The organism is Pseudomonas sp. 28 E 9 (assembly GCF_900004785.1).
Lineage (GTDB): Bacteria > Pseudomonadota > Gammaproteobacteria > Pseudomonadales > Pseudomonadaceae > Aquipseudomonas > Aquipseudomonas orientalis_A.
In genome coordinates this window covers 47431-61148 of sequence record NZ_CVTK01000026.1, presented here as the reverse complement: position 1 = coordinate 61148, position 13718 = coordinate 47431, and the positions used below count along the sequence as shown (strand labels likewise).

The 13718-nt window shown below is 56.3% G+C and carries 9 protein-coding genes; 7 read left to right on the top strand and 2 right to left on the bottom strand.

Annotated elements, in window-relative coordinates; all coding sequences use genetic code 11:
• Positions 1 to 130: 130 nt before the first annotated feature.
• Positions 131 to 484, top strand: a complete 354-nt coding sequence (locus BFQ00_RS27685; protein ID WP_082632001.1) for a hypothetical protein — start codon at positions 131 to 133, stop codon at positions 482 to 484.
• The gene (locus BFQ00_RS04960) at positions 444 to 1064 is read left to right on the top strand and encodes a DUF3757 domain-containing protein (RefSeq protein WP_130184176.1); all 621 of its coding nucleotides are present in this window, start codon (positions 444 to 446) and stop codon (positions 1062 to 1064) included. Before BFQ00_RS27685 ends, BFQ00_RS04960 begins: the two co-directional genes overlap by 41 nt.
• Positions 1065 to 1068: 4 nt before the next feature.
• Here BFQ00_RS04960 and BFQ00_RS04955 read toward each other — a convergent pair whose 3' ends face one another.
• The gene (locus BFQ00_RS04955; protein WP_065932787.1) at positions 1069 to 2181 is read right to left on the bottom strand and encodes an enoyl-CoA hydratase/isomerase family protein; all 1113 of its coding nucleotides are present in this window, start codon (positions 2179 to 2181) and stop codon (positions 1069 to 1071) included.
• A gap of 135 nt (positions 2182 to 2316) precedes the next feature.
• On the opposite strand from BFQ00_RS04955, the gene ung reads away from it, so the two are divergent.
• From ung to BFQ00_RS04930, 5 genes are all read left to right on the top strand, one after another.
• A complete protein-coding gene (gene ung, locus BFQ00_RS04950; RefSeq protein ID WP_065932786.1) occupies positions 2317 to 3009 on the top strand; it encodes a uracil-DNA glycosylase in 693 nt (230 codons plus the stop codon).
• 190 nt (positions 3010 to 3199) lie between these two features.
• Positions 3200 to 5143 carry a hypothetical protein gene (locus BFQ00_RS04945; RefSeq protein ID WP_065932785.1) on the top strand — a complete coding sequence of 648 codons (1944 nt, stop codon included), beginning with the start codon at positions 3200 to 3202 and terminating at the stop codon, positions 5141 to 5143.
• Between the two features lie 314 nt (positions 5144 to 5457).
• The gene (locus BFQ00_RS04940; RefSeq protein WP_065932784.1) at positions 5458 to 7422 is read left to right on the top strand and encodes a hypothetical protein; all 1965 of its coding nucleotides are present in this window, start codon (positions 5458 to 5460) and stop codon (positions 7420 to 7422) included.
• Positions 7423 to 7714: 292 nt separating this feature from the next.
• Positions 7715 to 9913: an autotransporter outer membrane beta-barrel domain-containing protein gene (locus BFQ00_RS04935; protein WP_242527088.1), complete on the top strand. Its 2199-nt coding sequence runs from the start codon at positions 7715 to 7717 to the stop codon at positions 9911 to 9913.
• Positions 9914 to 10063: 150 nt separating this feature from the next.
• The gene (locus tag BFQ00_RS04930) at positions 10064 to 10351 is read left to right on the top strand and encodes a hypothetical protein (protein ID WP_065932783.1); all 288 of its coding nucleotides are present in this window, start codon (positions 10064 to 10066) and stop codon (positions 10349 to 10351) included.
• A gap of 156 nt (positions 10352 to 10507) precedes the next feature.
• Here the strand turns inward: BFQ00_RS04930 and BFQ00_RS04925 are convergent, their stop codons facing one another.
• Complete coding sequence (locus tag BFQ00_RS04925) at positions 10508 to 13666, bottom strand: hypothetical protein (RefSeq protein WP_065932782.1); 3159 nt, start codon at positions 13664 to 13666, stop codon at positions 10508 to 10510.
• Positions 13667 to 13718 lie beyond the last annotated feature (52 nt).

Sequence of the window (13718 nt, the reverse complement as noted above, 5' to 3'; positions counted from 1 at the left end):
GATGTATCAAGTTGTTACTGAAACGCACCAGATTCTGCTTTTGATGTCATACGTTCTGTCATTCAAGTAAATTCTGAATGACGCCCTCCAGCGTCGCTGGAGGTGCTCTTCCGCGGTCCGGGAGGCCGCCATGTATCGACGACTGCTGCTCACTGCATTACTCGGCCTGACCCTGTCAGCTTGCGTGCCCTATTACGATGGAGGTACCACTTACTACCGCTCCGAGGTCTACACCGCACCGGCACCCGCCTATTATTACGGCGGTCCTCGTTACTACGGGCGCAGCTACTACACACCCGCGCCACGCTACTATCCGGCTCCCCGTTATTATTCGGCGCCGCGTTATTACCAACCTGCGCCACGTTACTACCCAAGGTCTGCCTATCGGCCGTATCCAAACCAGGGATGGGGAGACAATCGGTGGGGCAACGGCGGGCACGGGCGTGGTGGCGATCACGGCGGTGGGCGCGGAGGTCACCGCTGAAAAAGAGGTTTTGAATAAAGCGGCGCATGATGCGCCGCTTTTTTTTGCCCGCCGTTTGTCGGTACTGTCAGAAATAACAGCTGGCGTTGAGGCCAAAGATATATTTCACTGCGGGAAAAGCAGTGTGGTTATCGAAGGGGGCTCTATGCTCAAACACGTGATGTGCATGCTTTTACTGGTCGTCTGTATGGCTGGCCAGGCGCAGGGCAACCAGTTCTGTCCAGACAAGTCGAAGATCCAGACGGGCACGGGTTATTTCCAGTACCAGGCCAGCGGCGTGCTGTGGCAAGGTCCCAAGGTTGAGCCCGGCGAGTTCATACATGCCTTCTCGGGCGCGGTGTTTGCGCCGCAGAAGGGTGATGATCGGCGCAGCGGGCTGGTGGAAAAATGTGTGTACACCAATCAGCGCGACGAGCTCGTGGTATTGCGCCCGTGCCTGTCAGACGTAGCCAGCAGCATGTCGTTGGCGGACAGCCTGCATTGGGAGCGCGATAACACTTCGTTCGACCAGCTGGTTTATCTGTGCAAGGAAAATCAACCGGGTAACTGTGCCTTTAACATCAAGGATAACCGGCGATAAGCTGTCAGTAATCGGAAAGATCTGCCAGAGGATTCCTACCTTCCCATGCCTTGTTGAAGTGCGCCTGCACCACCGCCTCGGGAATTGTATTGATATCCGGCCAATGCCAGCGAGGCGCCTGATCCTTATCGATCAGCCTTGCCCGTACGCCTTCGGCAAATTCCGGATGGCGGCAACAATTGAGGCTCAGCGTGTATTCCATCTGGAACACTTGCGCCAGGGACAAATGACGGGCGCGGCGGATCTGCTCCCACACCAGGTGCGCCGTCAACGGGCAGCCTTCACTGAGAGTCTTGCCGGCGCGGGCCAGGAGTGGGTCAGCGTGATCCTTGAGCAGGCTCAACGCGCGCCACGCACTGGCCACGTCACCCACATCCAGCCATTCGTCGATCTGCCCCCGGCGTGGCATCCATTGTGCTTCGGGTAGCTGGTCGACGGCGTCCTGGGCCAGGGCCTTGAGCAAGCTGTTGAGCTGCATCGCGGTCTGTTCCTGCCAGTTCAGTTGCAGCAGGCCATCGAGCAATTCGTCTTGCTGGTCATCGCGCAGGAAACGGTCGGCCAGGCCCAGGTCCAGGGCATCACGGCCGTTGATATGGGCACCGGTAAGGCCCAGGAACAAACCCAGCTTGCCGGGCAGGCGCGAGAGAAACCAGCTGGCGCCCACGTCCGGGTACAAGCCGATGCTGATTTCCGGCATGGCCAAACGGCTGCTGGGGGTCACAATGCGTACGGACGCACTCTGCAACAGGCCCATCCCGCCGCCCAGCACATAACCGTGACCCCAGCAGATCAACGGTTTTGGGTAGGCATGCAGGCGATAATCCAGGCGATATTCAGCGGCAAAAAATTGCGCGGCCAGGGTAGGCACGACGCCAGGTTGTTCCCGGCAGGCCATTGCCAGGCTGCGCACTTCGCCACCTGCGCAGAAGGCCTTGGGGCCGTTGCCGCGCAGCAATACGCAGACGATCGTCGGGTCCTTGGCCCAGGCGTCCAGGCGTTCGTCCAGGGCCAGGATCATCGGCAGGGAGAGGGCGTTGAGCGACTGTTGCGCATCCAGGCTGGCGATGCCGATGCGGGCGCCGTGGTTGCCGGTGAGTTCTTCGAAGTGCAGATTCATCGTGACCTCAATCCAGAAGGTGAAGGGTCAGTATGATCGCTCCGTGGGAAAGTGCCGGGGGTGTGTCAGATCAATTGACAAGCGGGGTCGGCTTTCCTAGGGTTCGCCCATTGTTTTTCACTCGATGACCTCATCATGACCGACGGCGACCGCATCAAACTCGAACCCAGTTGGAAACACGCTCTGCGCGAGGAGTTCGACAAGCCCTACATGGGCGCACTGCGCGAGTTTCTGTGCCAGGAACACGCCGCAGGCAAGGAGATCTATCCGCCGGGCCCGCTGATCTTCAATGCGCTCAATTCCACGCCGCTGGACAAGGTCAAAGTGGTGATCCTCGGGCAGGACCCGTATCACGGCCCCGGCCAGGCCCATGGTTTGTGCTTCTCGGTGCAACCGGGCGTGCCGGCGCCACCCTCACTGGTCAATATCTATAAAGAGCTCAAGCGTGACCTGAATATCGACATCCCCAACCACGGCTACCTGCAAAGCTGGGCCGACCAGGGCGTGCTGATGCTCAACACCACCCTGACCGTGGAGCGCGCCAATGCCAACGCCCATGCCGGCAAGGGCTGGCAGTTTTTTACCGATCGGGTGATCGAGGTGGTCAGCGAGCACCAGCCGCATTTGGTGTTCCTGTTGTGGGGCGCCCATGCCCAGAGCAAGCAGAAGCTGATCGATGCCACCAAGCACCTGGTGCTGACCTCGGTGCATCCGTCGCCGTTGTCGGCGTATCGCGGGTTCCTCGGGTGCGGGCATTTCAGTCGCACCAACAAATTCCTTGAGCAGAACGGCGAGACGCCGATCAACTGGATGTTGCCGCCCGTTTGATACGATCGCGCGGTGGCGCATCGTTCTTTGCTTGGCCCTCTCCCTGGCGTGTAAGTCCATCGGTCACGCCGGGTACCTGTTATATCTGACAGTATCCGCCGCACTTTTTTGCGCATTCAATAAGTAGCCAGACCTGAGCGTGCCGACCGCCTCGGTCGATTACCGATTGATTGTTCAAGGAGGCGTGGATATGTCTGATTCGAACTCACCCACACGACACCAGCACGCTCTGCGGCCGCGAACTCGAGGCGCAGATGACCCGACAATACTGGAACTGGACGCTCCCAATCCTTCCCAGGCATTGCCCCTGGAATGGGACGAAGCGGCCAGGACCTTACCGCTCAAGCTCCATGATCAGAAGCTGGAGGTCACGATTGCGAAGGTCTGGCCATTCAATCTCCATGAGAAGGACATGGAGACGACGGTGGAATATCGTTGGGACGATGATCCGGTGCACACCTTTTATATTCACGGCCCATACGACCCTGACACGGTATTTCCGTTGGTGCAGTGTCTACCCAAGTCGATTCTGTCGAGCGGCGGTATCAGCCGTCTGACAGTCAGGGTCAGCGCGCCTTTGATCGGCGAAGCCGACTCATTTCCTACCTTGGTCAATGTCGATAAAACGCCGCCCAACGGTGGCAACCCTGGCCCGCAGTTGCAGATTGATGACGAGGCTCGTGATGAGCTTACCGATGACTATCTGGTCGGGCATGGAGGCTTGCCTGTCGAGCTGGCGCGTTGGTTCGATATGCGCATTGGGGATATGTGCCACTTCTTCTACGCAGATCTGCCAAATTTGGGCTTTGCAGGCACGCTGTTCATCACCAGAGCACACGTCCTCGGCGCGCCCATCCGGTACGTCATTCCCGAAGCGCATGTGCGTGCCAGTGGCCGGGGTGAAAGGTTCGCTTCCTGCCGGCTTGAAGACCGAGCTGGGAACGTCGGGCAGTTTTCCGACGAGATCACGCTCAAAGCCTCCCCGGTTGTTTTGCCGGATCTGCCACGCCCCTTTATTGAGTCGGCAGAACTGGACGGGTTAGTCACTCTGGAAGATGTCAGGCAGGGGTTGGCGGTCACCCTCGCGCGCATAGGTGAGGCAGAGGCGGGGGACGAGATTCATCCCTTCTGGAATACGCATGCCCTTGAAATCAAGCCGATTGGAGAAGTGCAGACGTGGCCGATTCCCGTGAGCGTGCCGTGGTCTATTGTTGCGGTGGGCGGTTTCTCGACGCGCTACCCATTGCGTGTGCGCTACGTTTATCAGCGAGGCACTGCCTCCAAGGATTCGCCGGACAGCTTCTATGAAGTCGATTTGAGGGTAGCCGGCCCTGACCCAAGCGGGCCTGAACCGATCAATCGCAAGTTGGCCCTTCCGATTGTGAAAGGCGTGACGGGCGACAATATACTGACCTCCGCTGACAGCCCGGGGCCCGTGCCTGTTGAAGTGCTCTTATTTGTAAACCCCACAGTGGGCGAACACCTGGAACTGTGCTGGAACAGCGATGACCGTATCGTTGCGAGCTATGACGTGCAGCCGGGCGATAGTGCCGGGAAATTGATCACCTTATGGGTTTCGTGGGCAGTGGCATCTTCCATTGCCTTGGCCGAGGTCTATTACTGGACAGACAACGGAATAAACCGACAGCGCAGTCCTTCCGCTTCGGTACGGGTGCGTCTTGATACGCTGACAGGGTTAAAAACTCCGCTACTACTCAATGACAACGAATTGGGCTTTATCGCATGCGGTACCAAGCCGGCACCTTATGAGGGCGTATATATCGGCATCCCCTGGCATGCGGTGCATTTCGAGCCTGGCGACTCCGTGCATTTATATTGGGCAAGTTACCCGACGACTAACGGTAGTGGTAAGCCGTTCCCAGGCAGTGACGTATCTTTTGAGCATGAACTGACCAGTGATGATCGCGACAGGGGCTATGCGCACATTCGCATTTTGCCCTTCGACTTGATCACCGCGCCGGGATTGGTGCCGGGATTTGGCTCGGCGGTCGTGCAGTACCGATTGTTCAAGAGAACGGGGGACACTGGCCTGTCTCCCAGAAAACTTATCTATATTGACTTGAAAATAAGTGGCGGCGGAACTTGCCTGGGGCCGCATGACGGCAGCGTATGAATGATGGTGTTTATTAAAGGGGCGAAAGCCCCTTTTTTTATGCGGATGAAAGAGTCCTTTACAGGATGAAGGGTGAGTCGGGGTCCAGAGGTTTAGATTGAATGGAAGTAATAGTGTGGTTTTTTTTATGGGATGGCTATTAAAACACTGCCCAATTTATGCGTTCTAATTGGAAGCATATTTTGTATGAGTACGCAGCTGTCAAGTTTGACAGGCTGTGCCGTGTGGGAGAAGGGGGTTTAATTAACCGGTCAATCGTCTCGTGCGGCTGGCGATCAATGTGCACCGTCTCTTACTCAAAGGAGTTTGTAGCAATGGCTAAGTTGAACCCAAGCATCAGTCCATTAACGGAGCCTGTACCTCATGGGCTTGCGCCTCCCGCATCGCGAGCTGTGAACGACATTAGAGTCACCAATGCCCTGCCGCCCGCACCGGGTCTGCCGCCTAATCTGATGGAAACTATTGTCGCGCAAACCGTAGGGGTTAATATTGAGATTGATATGTGGAAGGATACATTTCCTACTCCTGGCACTAACCCGGATGAACTACAGGTTTCTGTTAATGGTGTGCCCTACGGAAATCGCATCCAATTTCCCAAACCATTGGAGGACTTGACGTGGCCCTATAAAACAAACATCAAGGGCGACGATGTAGCCAATCACGGGGAGTATCGCTTAAGTTACGAGATTTTTTTGGGGCCAGGTGGTAATGAGCCGTCCGGCACCACGTTGGTGAACGTCGATACGGTTGGCCCTGCCGGCGGTCTTCTATTGGACGCAATCACCTTATTGGCGGGTGCAGCGGACGGGAAGGTGACGCTGAGTTCTCTGGCAGCCAATGGCGATCAGTTGACCTGCAGAGCCCCGGGGCGTTTGATTGCGCGTCCGCTCGATTCACTTCATATCTATAAAACTTATACGGATGCCGATCCGATAAAAGTAATAACAAACTTACCGGTGGACACATTGCCCGTCGAATTTTCGCTGACCAAAGATGAAGTTGTCGTCGGCGGTACGCGGTTAGATCGTATGGCGTTTCGTTATTTTGACTATTCAAAAAATTCAACCATTTATCCGCCAAAGCTGAGAGAAATTGAGTATATATTGACACCGCAACCGGAGAATTTGAGCGATCCGGCGGTACCGGCGGCGCCGTTGGATCTTCGGGACGCGCAATTGAAATTGGCAGAAGTGCATATTTTTGGCTATGACAATTTCAGATCCGGCCAGATCGTACAAATCGAACTCGATAGTGCCCTCGGTAGCCAGGTATTCCCGCATACATTGCTTACCGAGCCTACGCCCGCTGACCCCGCAAAAATTGAAATTCCCTGGCTCGTTCTCGTCGCGATCTATGGAGTCACCGGGCCGGGCACTGCCAGCCTTCGCTACCGCGTGGTAGAGGGAGGGAACGCTTCAGCGTGGTCCAACACGATCACGGTGGCTGCGGACTTCAGCTCCGCTGCCGGACGCCCTGACGATCCGGGCCCGGTCAGGGATTACCTGCCGTTGGTCACCGTGACGTCCAGCGAGGGACTTACCAATAAAATCGGGCCTGGCGACACGGGTAACGCGACGGCTGAATTTAACGTGTATACGGGCGCGGTCGCGGGACACAAGCTTCAGTTTTACTGGGATGGTATACCAATTTACCCCGCCCCTCGTACCGTGACTCAGACGGACATAGACTCCGGAAAATTCACCGTCATTGTTACTGCCGCCGTCATCGCACAAGGCGCAAACGGACTGGGCAAGAAGGTGTGGTACAGCCTGACGAATGGGGTTAACTCAAACGTGGACACCTCCCTGGCGACGCTGGTCGATGTGCTTGCCAGTGAGCTGCAGAACGTGACGGCGCCGGAGTTCCCCAAGTCTGTCAATGCAGGCGGCGGGATTCGCTCGATCAGTTGCAAACAGTTTGTCGAGCTTGGTATCGATACGAGCATTGTGGACACGGTCAACTTGAAACAGGGTGACACGATCAGGCGCTTCTGGACCCTTTACGGAGAAGGACTGACGTCCACCAACAAGCTTGTCGAAGCGGAAATATTGCCGCCGATTGTCGTCGCGAATGATCATAGCCTGCCCGGCGGTGGGGAGTATTTCCTCGTGGACTTTGCCACTTATGTGCAACCGGCAATTTTGGGCCGTGTTGAATTCTATTACACAATACTCAAGGCCGACGGCGTCACACAGGGCAAGTCACCGACGACCGTGCTTTATGTGAGCCGGCGCAATGCCGATAACAGCGTTTGCGGCGCCCTGCCCGCTACTCCTTAAGGGCATCAATATACGAACCGTCATTGGCAGTACTGACGGTTCGTATCCTTCGCTCGTTGTAAATACCTATCCGCTCTAAACTTGCTACCTACGCATATTTAGGATTAGTCCTACGGTTACAGGGACTTTACCTACATGAACCTATCCGTCTGATACGTACCCTTGCCGCTTCTGAAAGCCTGAGTCGATGGTCCTTAAATCGCTTGGCTTGTTCAGTCACCGACTAGAGGTACTTATCATGATTACTGAAACAACATTTTGTCTTTCTCGCTTATCGCTGGCTATCAAAGTAATGGCTGCGATGCCCATGGCGTTCGTGGCCACACAGGCCAACGCAGTGAACATCAACCCAGGCCAGAACGTGGTGATAGACGGCTCCTCGCAGAATGATCGCTATGTCGTCAAAGAGGCGACCCTGACCTCCAATGGGGCGTCGATGGTGGGCGTCCAGGCGCATGACTCCACGTTCATCATGAATGGCGGCACGGTCAAAAATACCGCGGGCAAGGAAGTTGGCGTGGCGCTTTATGGCAGCAAGGGCACGCTGCGCGATGCTTCTGTATACAGCAGCGGGGCCGCAGGCATGATTGTCGGCACTCAATCGAATCGTGGCTCGACGGTGGAGGTGTCCGACAGCACGATAACCGGTGGCACAGATGGCATCCTGCTCAGCGGCTCCAGCACGTTGTTCTTGAACAACACCCAGGTCAGTGGTGCAAAAGCCGGCTTGAGCGCGTACGACGGGCAACTCACCACCCAGGGCGGCCGGATATACGGCGGCACCAACGGGATCGTGGCGTATCGCTTGCCCACGGTGGACAACCCCTCGGTGTTGAATCTCAACCAGACCGAGGTGGTGGGCGGCACAGGCGCCGCCATCCTGGTGGACTATCCCGGCGGCACCCAGATCAATATCAACGATGGCACCACCCTGGTTGGCGGTAATGGCAACATGCTCGAAATCGACCATGGCGGTGCAGCCGATGTGAATGTGTTCAACAGTGCGCTGAGCGGTAACGTTCAGGTCGGCAAAGACAGCGTCCTGGACTTGAAGATGGATGCCGCCTTCATGAATGGCGATATCGTCAACAGCGGCGGCACCGCCAACGTTGGTCTGAACAACGGCTCGGTGCTGACCGGGCGCCTGGACAATGTCGACAAACTGTCGGTCAACAGTGACGCCACCTGGGTGATGGTCGACGGGCAGCAGGCACTCAATGCGCTGTCGATGAATGGCGGCAACGTCAAGTTCGGCGATTCGGGAGCCTTCTATAAGTTGGATGTGGACAACCTGTCCGGCACGGGCGGTACGTTCATCATGAAGGCCGATTTTGGCCAGATGACCGGTGACTTCCTGAATGTGACGGGCACCTCTTCCGGCGATCATCAACTGCTGATCGCCAGCACGGGAGCGGACCCGCTGTCCGAGCGCCTGCAAATGGTCCACACCGCCGACGGTGTCGCGAACTTCAGCCTCGTGGGCGGGCGGGTCGACCTCGGCACCTATTCCTATGACCTGGTGGCCGACAATCAAAACCATGACTGGTACCTCGACCCGGAGAACAAGGTCATAAGCCCCAGCACCAACTCCGTGTTGGCGCTGTTCAACGCGGCGCCAAGCGTCTTGTTGGGTGAAATGACTACCTTGCGCACGCGCATGGGTGAACTGCGTTTCAATGGTGGCCAGAGCGCCGGCTTGTGGACCCGCGCCTATGGCAACAAATATGAAGTGTCCAACGACAAGACAGGCCTGGGCTATAACCAGAGCCAGCGCGGGTTCACCCTGGGCGCGGATGCGCCGCTGGAGGCCGGCGACGGGCAATGGTTGATCGGTGTCATGGCCGGGCACAGCCAATCGGACCTGGACCTGAACCGGGGCAGCAAAGCGACCATCAACAGTTACTACATGGGTGGCTATGCAACCTGGCTGGACAGCGAGAGCGGCTTTTACTTCGACGGCGTGCTCAAGTTCAACCGCTTGCACAATGAGTCCAATGTCGCCATGAGCGACGGCAAGAAAAGCAAAGGCAACTACACCCAGAATGCCACCGGCGCTTCGGCGGAATTCGGCCGGCATATCACACTGGATGATGGTTACTTCGTGGAACCCTATGGCCAGTTGTCGGCGGTGATCACCCAGGCCCAGAGCTATACGCTGGACAACGGCCTGAAAGCCAAGGGGGACCGCTCAAGTTCGGTCATCGGTGAAGTGGGGGTGACTGCCGGCAACAACATCCAACTCGACAGTGGCGGCATTCTGCAGCCCTACTTGAAGGCCGCCGTCAGCCATGAGTTCGACCAGAGCAACAAAGTGTTCGTCAATGACAACTCGTTCAACAACGACCTGTCGGGCTCACGGCTGAAGCTTGGCGCGGGTGTGGCGATGTCGGTCTCCCAGCAATTGAGCGTGCATGCGGACCTGGAGCGCAGCGTGGGCAAGAATATCAAGCAGCCGTTGGGTATCAACGTCGGGTTGCGCTACGCATTCTAAGTAGCGCGGGTAACCTGGGCGGGCGCCTCCATGGCGTTGAAGGAGGTGCATTCCGTTCGTCGGTCAAGTTTCAAACCTGTCAGATATGACAGTAGGCGGTTATTTTTTTTGACGCTAACTGGGTGGGCATTCTTTTATAAGGAGATTCCCATGGGTTATTCGTTGAAGAGCAAAATGACGCGGGCCGTACCTGGGGTGCTGGTGGCGGCAGGGTTGGCTGTGCTGCTCGCTGCCTGTTCCAGCAGTCCTGAAGAGATAGGCGTGGAGGGTTATCCAGGTGTGGACCCAGCCTGCACCAGTGCGGGCTACTTCAAAAGCGTCTCGCCGGGTTGGTATTACAGGTGCCTCTATCGCACAAGTAGCCAGCGTTGGGAAAGGTATCCGTATCAATGCCCAGCCGGCCAGGAATTCAATCAAGCCAAACAGAAGTGCGAATAAAATAAATGATGCTTGAATAAGCCTCTCTTCCTTACGGCTGAGAGGCTTTTTTTGTTTGCTGTATAAGGGCGCCGGGTGGCGTTGAAGTGCGTATTGAATAACGTCCGGGAACGTTCCGCGCAACATCGCCACTCGGCACCGCTTCTGAAAATGAAGCTATTTAAGTTCTTCCACGAAAATATCATCCAGTGAAAAATCTGCCGGTGAGTACGTGCTTTTGAAGTAGATACGTATCGGCAAGTACTGAGACGGTGCCCCGGCAGGCAACGCAAAGTCCAGTTGGTAGGTGTGCCAATTACCCTCGTGAACATAGACGAAGTTTTTTGACTGACTACCAAACTCAACGAACACCTGGGGTTGGTAAGGGGCCAGATCAACTTTCATTTTGAAGCTGATACGGTAGGTTTTGCCGCTTTTGATTAGAAAGGTTTTAATCACGCCAGGCGCCAGAGCCGTGCCGTTGGGCAGTTTTGCATACCAGTAATTATTGTTATTGAAGTTCCTGATCACGCCGAGCCCATTGATCAAATTGGCCCAGCCATTCCAGAAGGACACTTCAAAATCCGTGAAGTCAGAGAGGCGCAGCGCTTTGATGGAGTAAGTACTCGATGGAAAGGGCGTCGCGTCCGCTTCATATTTGCTGCGGGTATACCCCACTGCGGCCGTCACCTTAACCGTGCTGCCCTCCGGGAGTGCCGTGAACCAACCGATTTGCGCCGGCTCGCGAATAATCCCGCGTTCGGCCTGCTCTTGAGTGACGAGGTGGCCGTTAAGCAGCGTCAACGGTGTTGACGCATCCGTGCTATGGCATTTGAGCCAGATCGGTTGGTCTTTCGCGCTGAGCAGCCATTTTGTCAGGTCCACCCAGCAGTTGAAGGGGCTGACTGTATTAAGGTCTACGACTGAGCCCGATTTCAAACCGTTGAGTGTGGGCTGCGGCAGCGGATTGCCGCCCGGTATCTCATCGAAGCCCAGGACTCGCAGGTTCAATACCCTCGAGTCACGGGTGGGGCCGTTGTTTGTTACGTGGTACTGAATGCGCAGAACGCTTGCGAGGTGGTAGGCCAGTACCCAGTTGGGAAACACAAATTGCACATAGCCTACACTTGAGTTGCCGTATTGAGGCTCAATGGTTGGCAGCGCGATACCGGGCCTGCCTATCAATTCCAGCTTGATGAGGTCCTTATCGGACATTGCAAACTGTACTCGAACGGTCACATTTGGCGTGCCGTCGGCAACCCTCGGATCAATCGTAGCGTTTTCGTCGTCCACGGGCGTGCTGTTGAAGACAAAAGGTGCGGGTAAATGCCGTAATGCGAAGACGCTCATAGGCACGGTTTTTGAAAAGCGCGTTGCAACGCCTGGGCGCGAGCGTTCGTAGAAAATATCCATATTTTGATTGGGCAGGATGTCCTGGCGCTTAAGGGTGAAGGGCAGCGGCCGGTCTTTCCAGGAGCCTGAGACATAGAAGGGTTGAGGTGCAGGGCTTACGACGTTGCCTTGCGCATAGAGGGTGATCGTATCCCTCTCTTTGATATCGCTATGGGCGTCGACCTCAATGTTGGCATCACCAGTGGATTGGTTCGCATCAAACACGTAACCAGGCGGCGGTGCCTCATGCACCGTCGGTTCGGGCAGTACCGCCGTGGAGGCGCCTACATAAACCGTTGTGTCCGGGGATAGCCGTGTTCCCTCGCTATTCTGACGGGTATATGAGGCGGTCAGGCTGCCATCTGCCAACTTGGCAATATCACCGTCGGGGCCATTGATAATCGAGAACAGCACATTGCCTGTGCCTGCATTTTTGGATTCTTCGTAGTAGTAAAACTTGCCGTTAGGGTAGCGCCCCAACAGTATCAGCGTGATGCGGTCAAAGAAGTCCTGTCCGTGATATTTAGAGATGTCGATGTTAACGATGAGGGTATCGGCAGGCAGTGTTCCATCGACAGCCTCCCTGAAAATCGGGGCGTGGAGCCCACCGGGAATGGCGGTGCCGATCACACTGACCGTCGTGATGAGCGAACCTCTATTCGGCGCGCCAAAGCGGACTCGCTCATAGCGAAGTCGAGCCTGGCCTCCGATCAACGGTACCAGGTCGCTGACCGGGCATGGGATCCTGAGCTGGCGCGTCGTGGTGGATGTCAGTGGAGGGGAACTGTAGGTTTTCCTCACCGTTTGCCCGTCTGCCGTCCTGCCGGTGAGGGTCACCTTGATCACGTCGCCCAACGCGTAGCCGTTACGCGCGATGGGAACGATGATGGTCACGCTATCGCCACTGACCTCGTCGAGGTTGAGAATGTCTTCTGGCGCCTCATCGAAGAAACAATGGGGCAACAATGGCTCTGAACCGTCGTTCAGGTATACCTCGAGAAATTCGGGCACCGACCAGCCATCCGAATAGTTTCCGCATTCGTCAATCACGTTCCACTCGACGACGTGAGCGCCGCTGCCGATCTGGTACCAATCGTCAAGGCGCAACCTGAAGACAAGGTCGTCATAGCCATCTGCTTCTGGCTGCGACACCGTGTGCTCAAACACGGCGTCGCCGATTTTCAGGCGAACACTATCGCGCACTGCTCGGTAGGTGCGTGGTGACAATGAGGTATCGGCGGGGTAGTAGGGGACGCGAATGTCTATGCCGTTTCGGGCGTCCTCCTCTGTAACGCCAAGTTCGAGGAATTCCGGAGGAATGATCGGCTTGGGCAGGTTCGTGTTTACAAAACTGTTTCCGTCCGGGTTGTCCCCGCCGGGTTTCACCTTATCGACCTTCAGCGCGAGTTTCTTTGTTTCCCCCACCGCATTGCCCAGGCGTGTCACCCTGATGAACACCGGGTAGACATTTGCGTCGGTGATCACACTTGGCGGTACGAACAGCACAATCAACTCAGCGTTATCCACTTCATGCGGGTGGATGGTGGTAGAGGCGACGGGATTGCTCAGGTTGCCATAGTACAGTGCCACGAGATCCAGCGCTGCCATCTCCAGAAATGGCAGCAGGGCGAACAACAACCCCTCCTTATGCGATGTTATCGCGGCAAGATTGATACCTGCATCGACACCTTGCACCGGTTGGGTGCTTGCGGGGATGTACAGTGCCAAATCCTGGAGGGGAACCTTTTTGAAGGCTTGTGTTGAGTTCAGGGATACGTCGGACGGGCGTGGCACCAGGTAAAGAGGGTCGATGAACGTACGTCGCACTGGCGGTGGCTTTTGCGGGGGCAGCGTGCTTGAGTAGGGCGCCAGCAGTGAGCGGCCCTCTGGGAGGTGGATCAATTTCTGGTCTGGATTTCCGGAAAGCTCTTTGTCGTTATCCATGGTGGAACCCTCTGCAGTCAGTGAGGAACTCATGTCTACGGCCCAACTACTG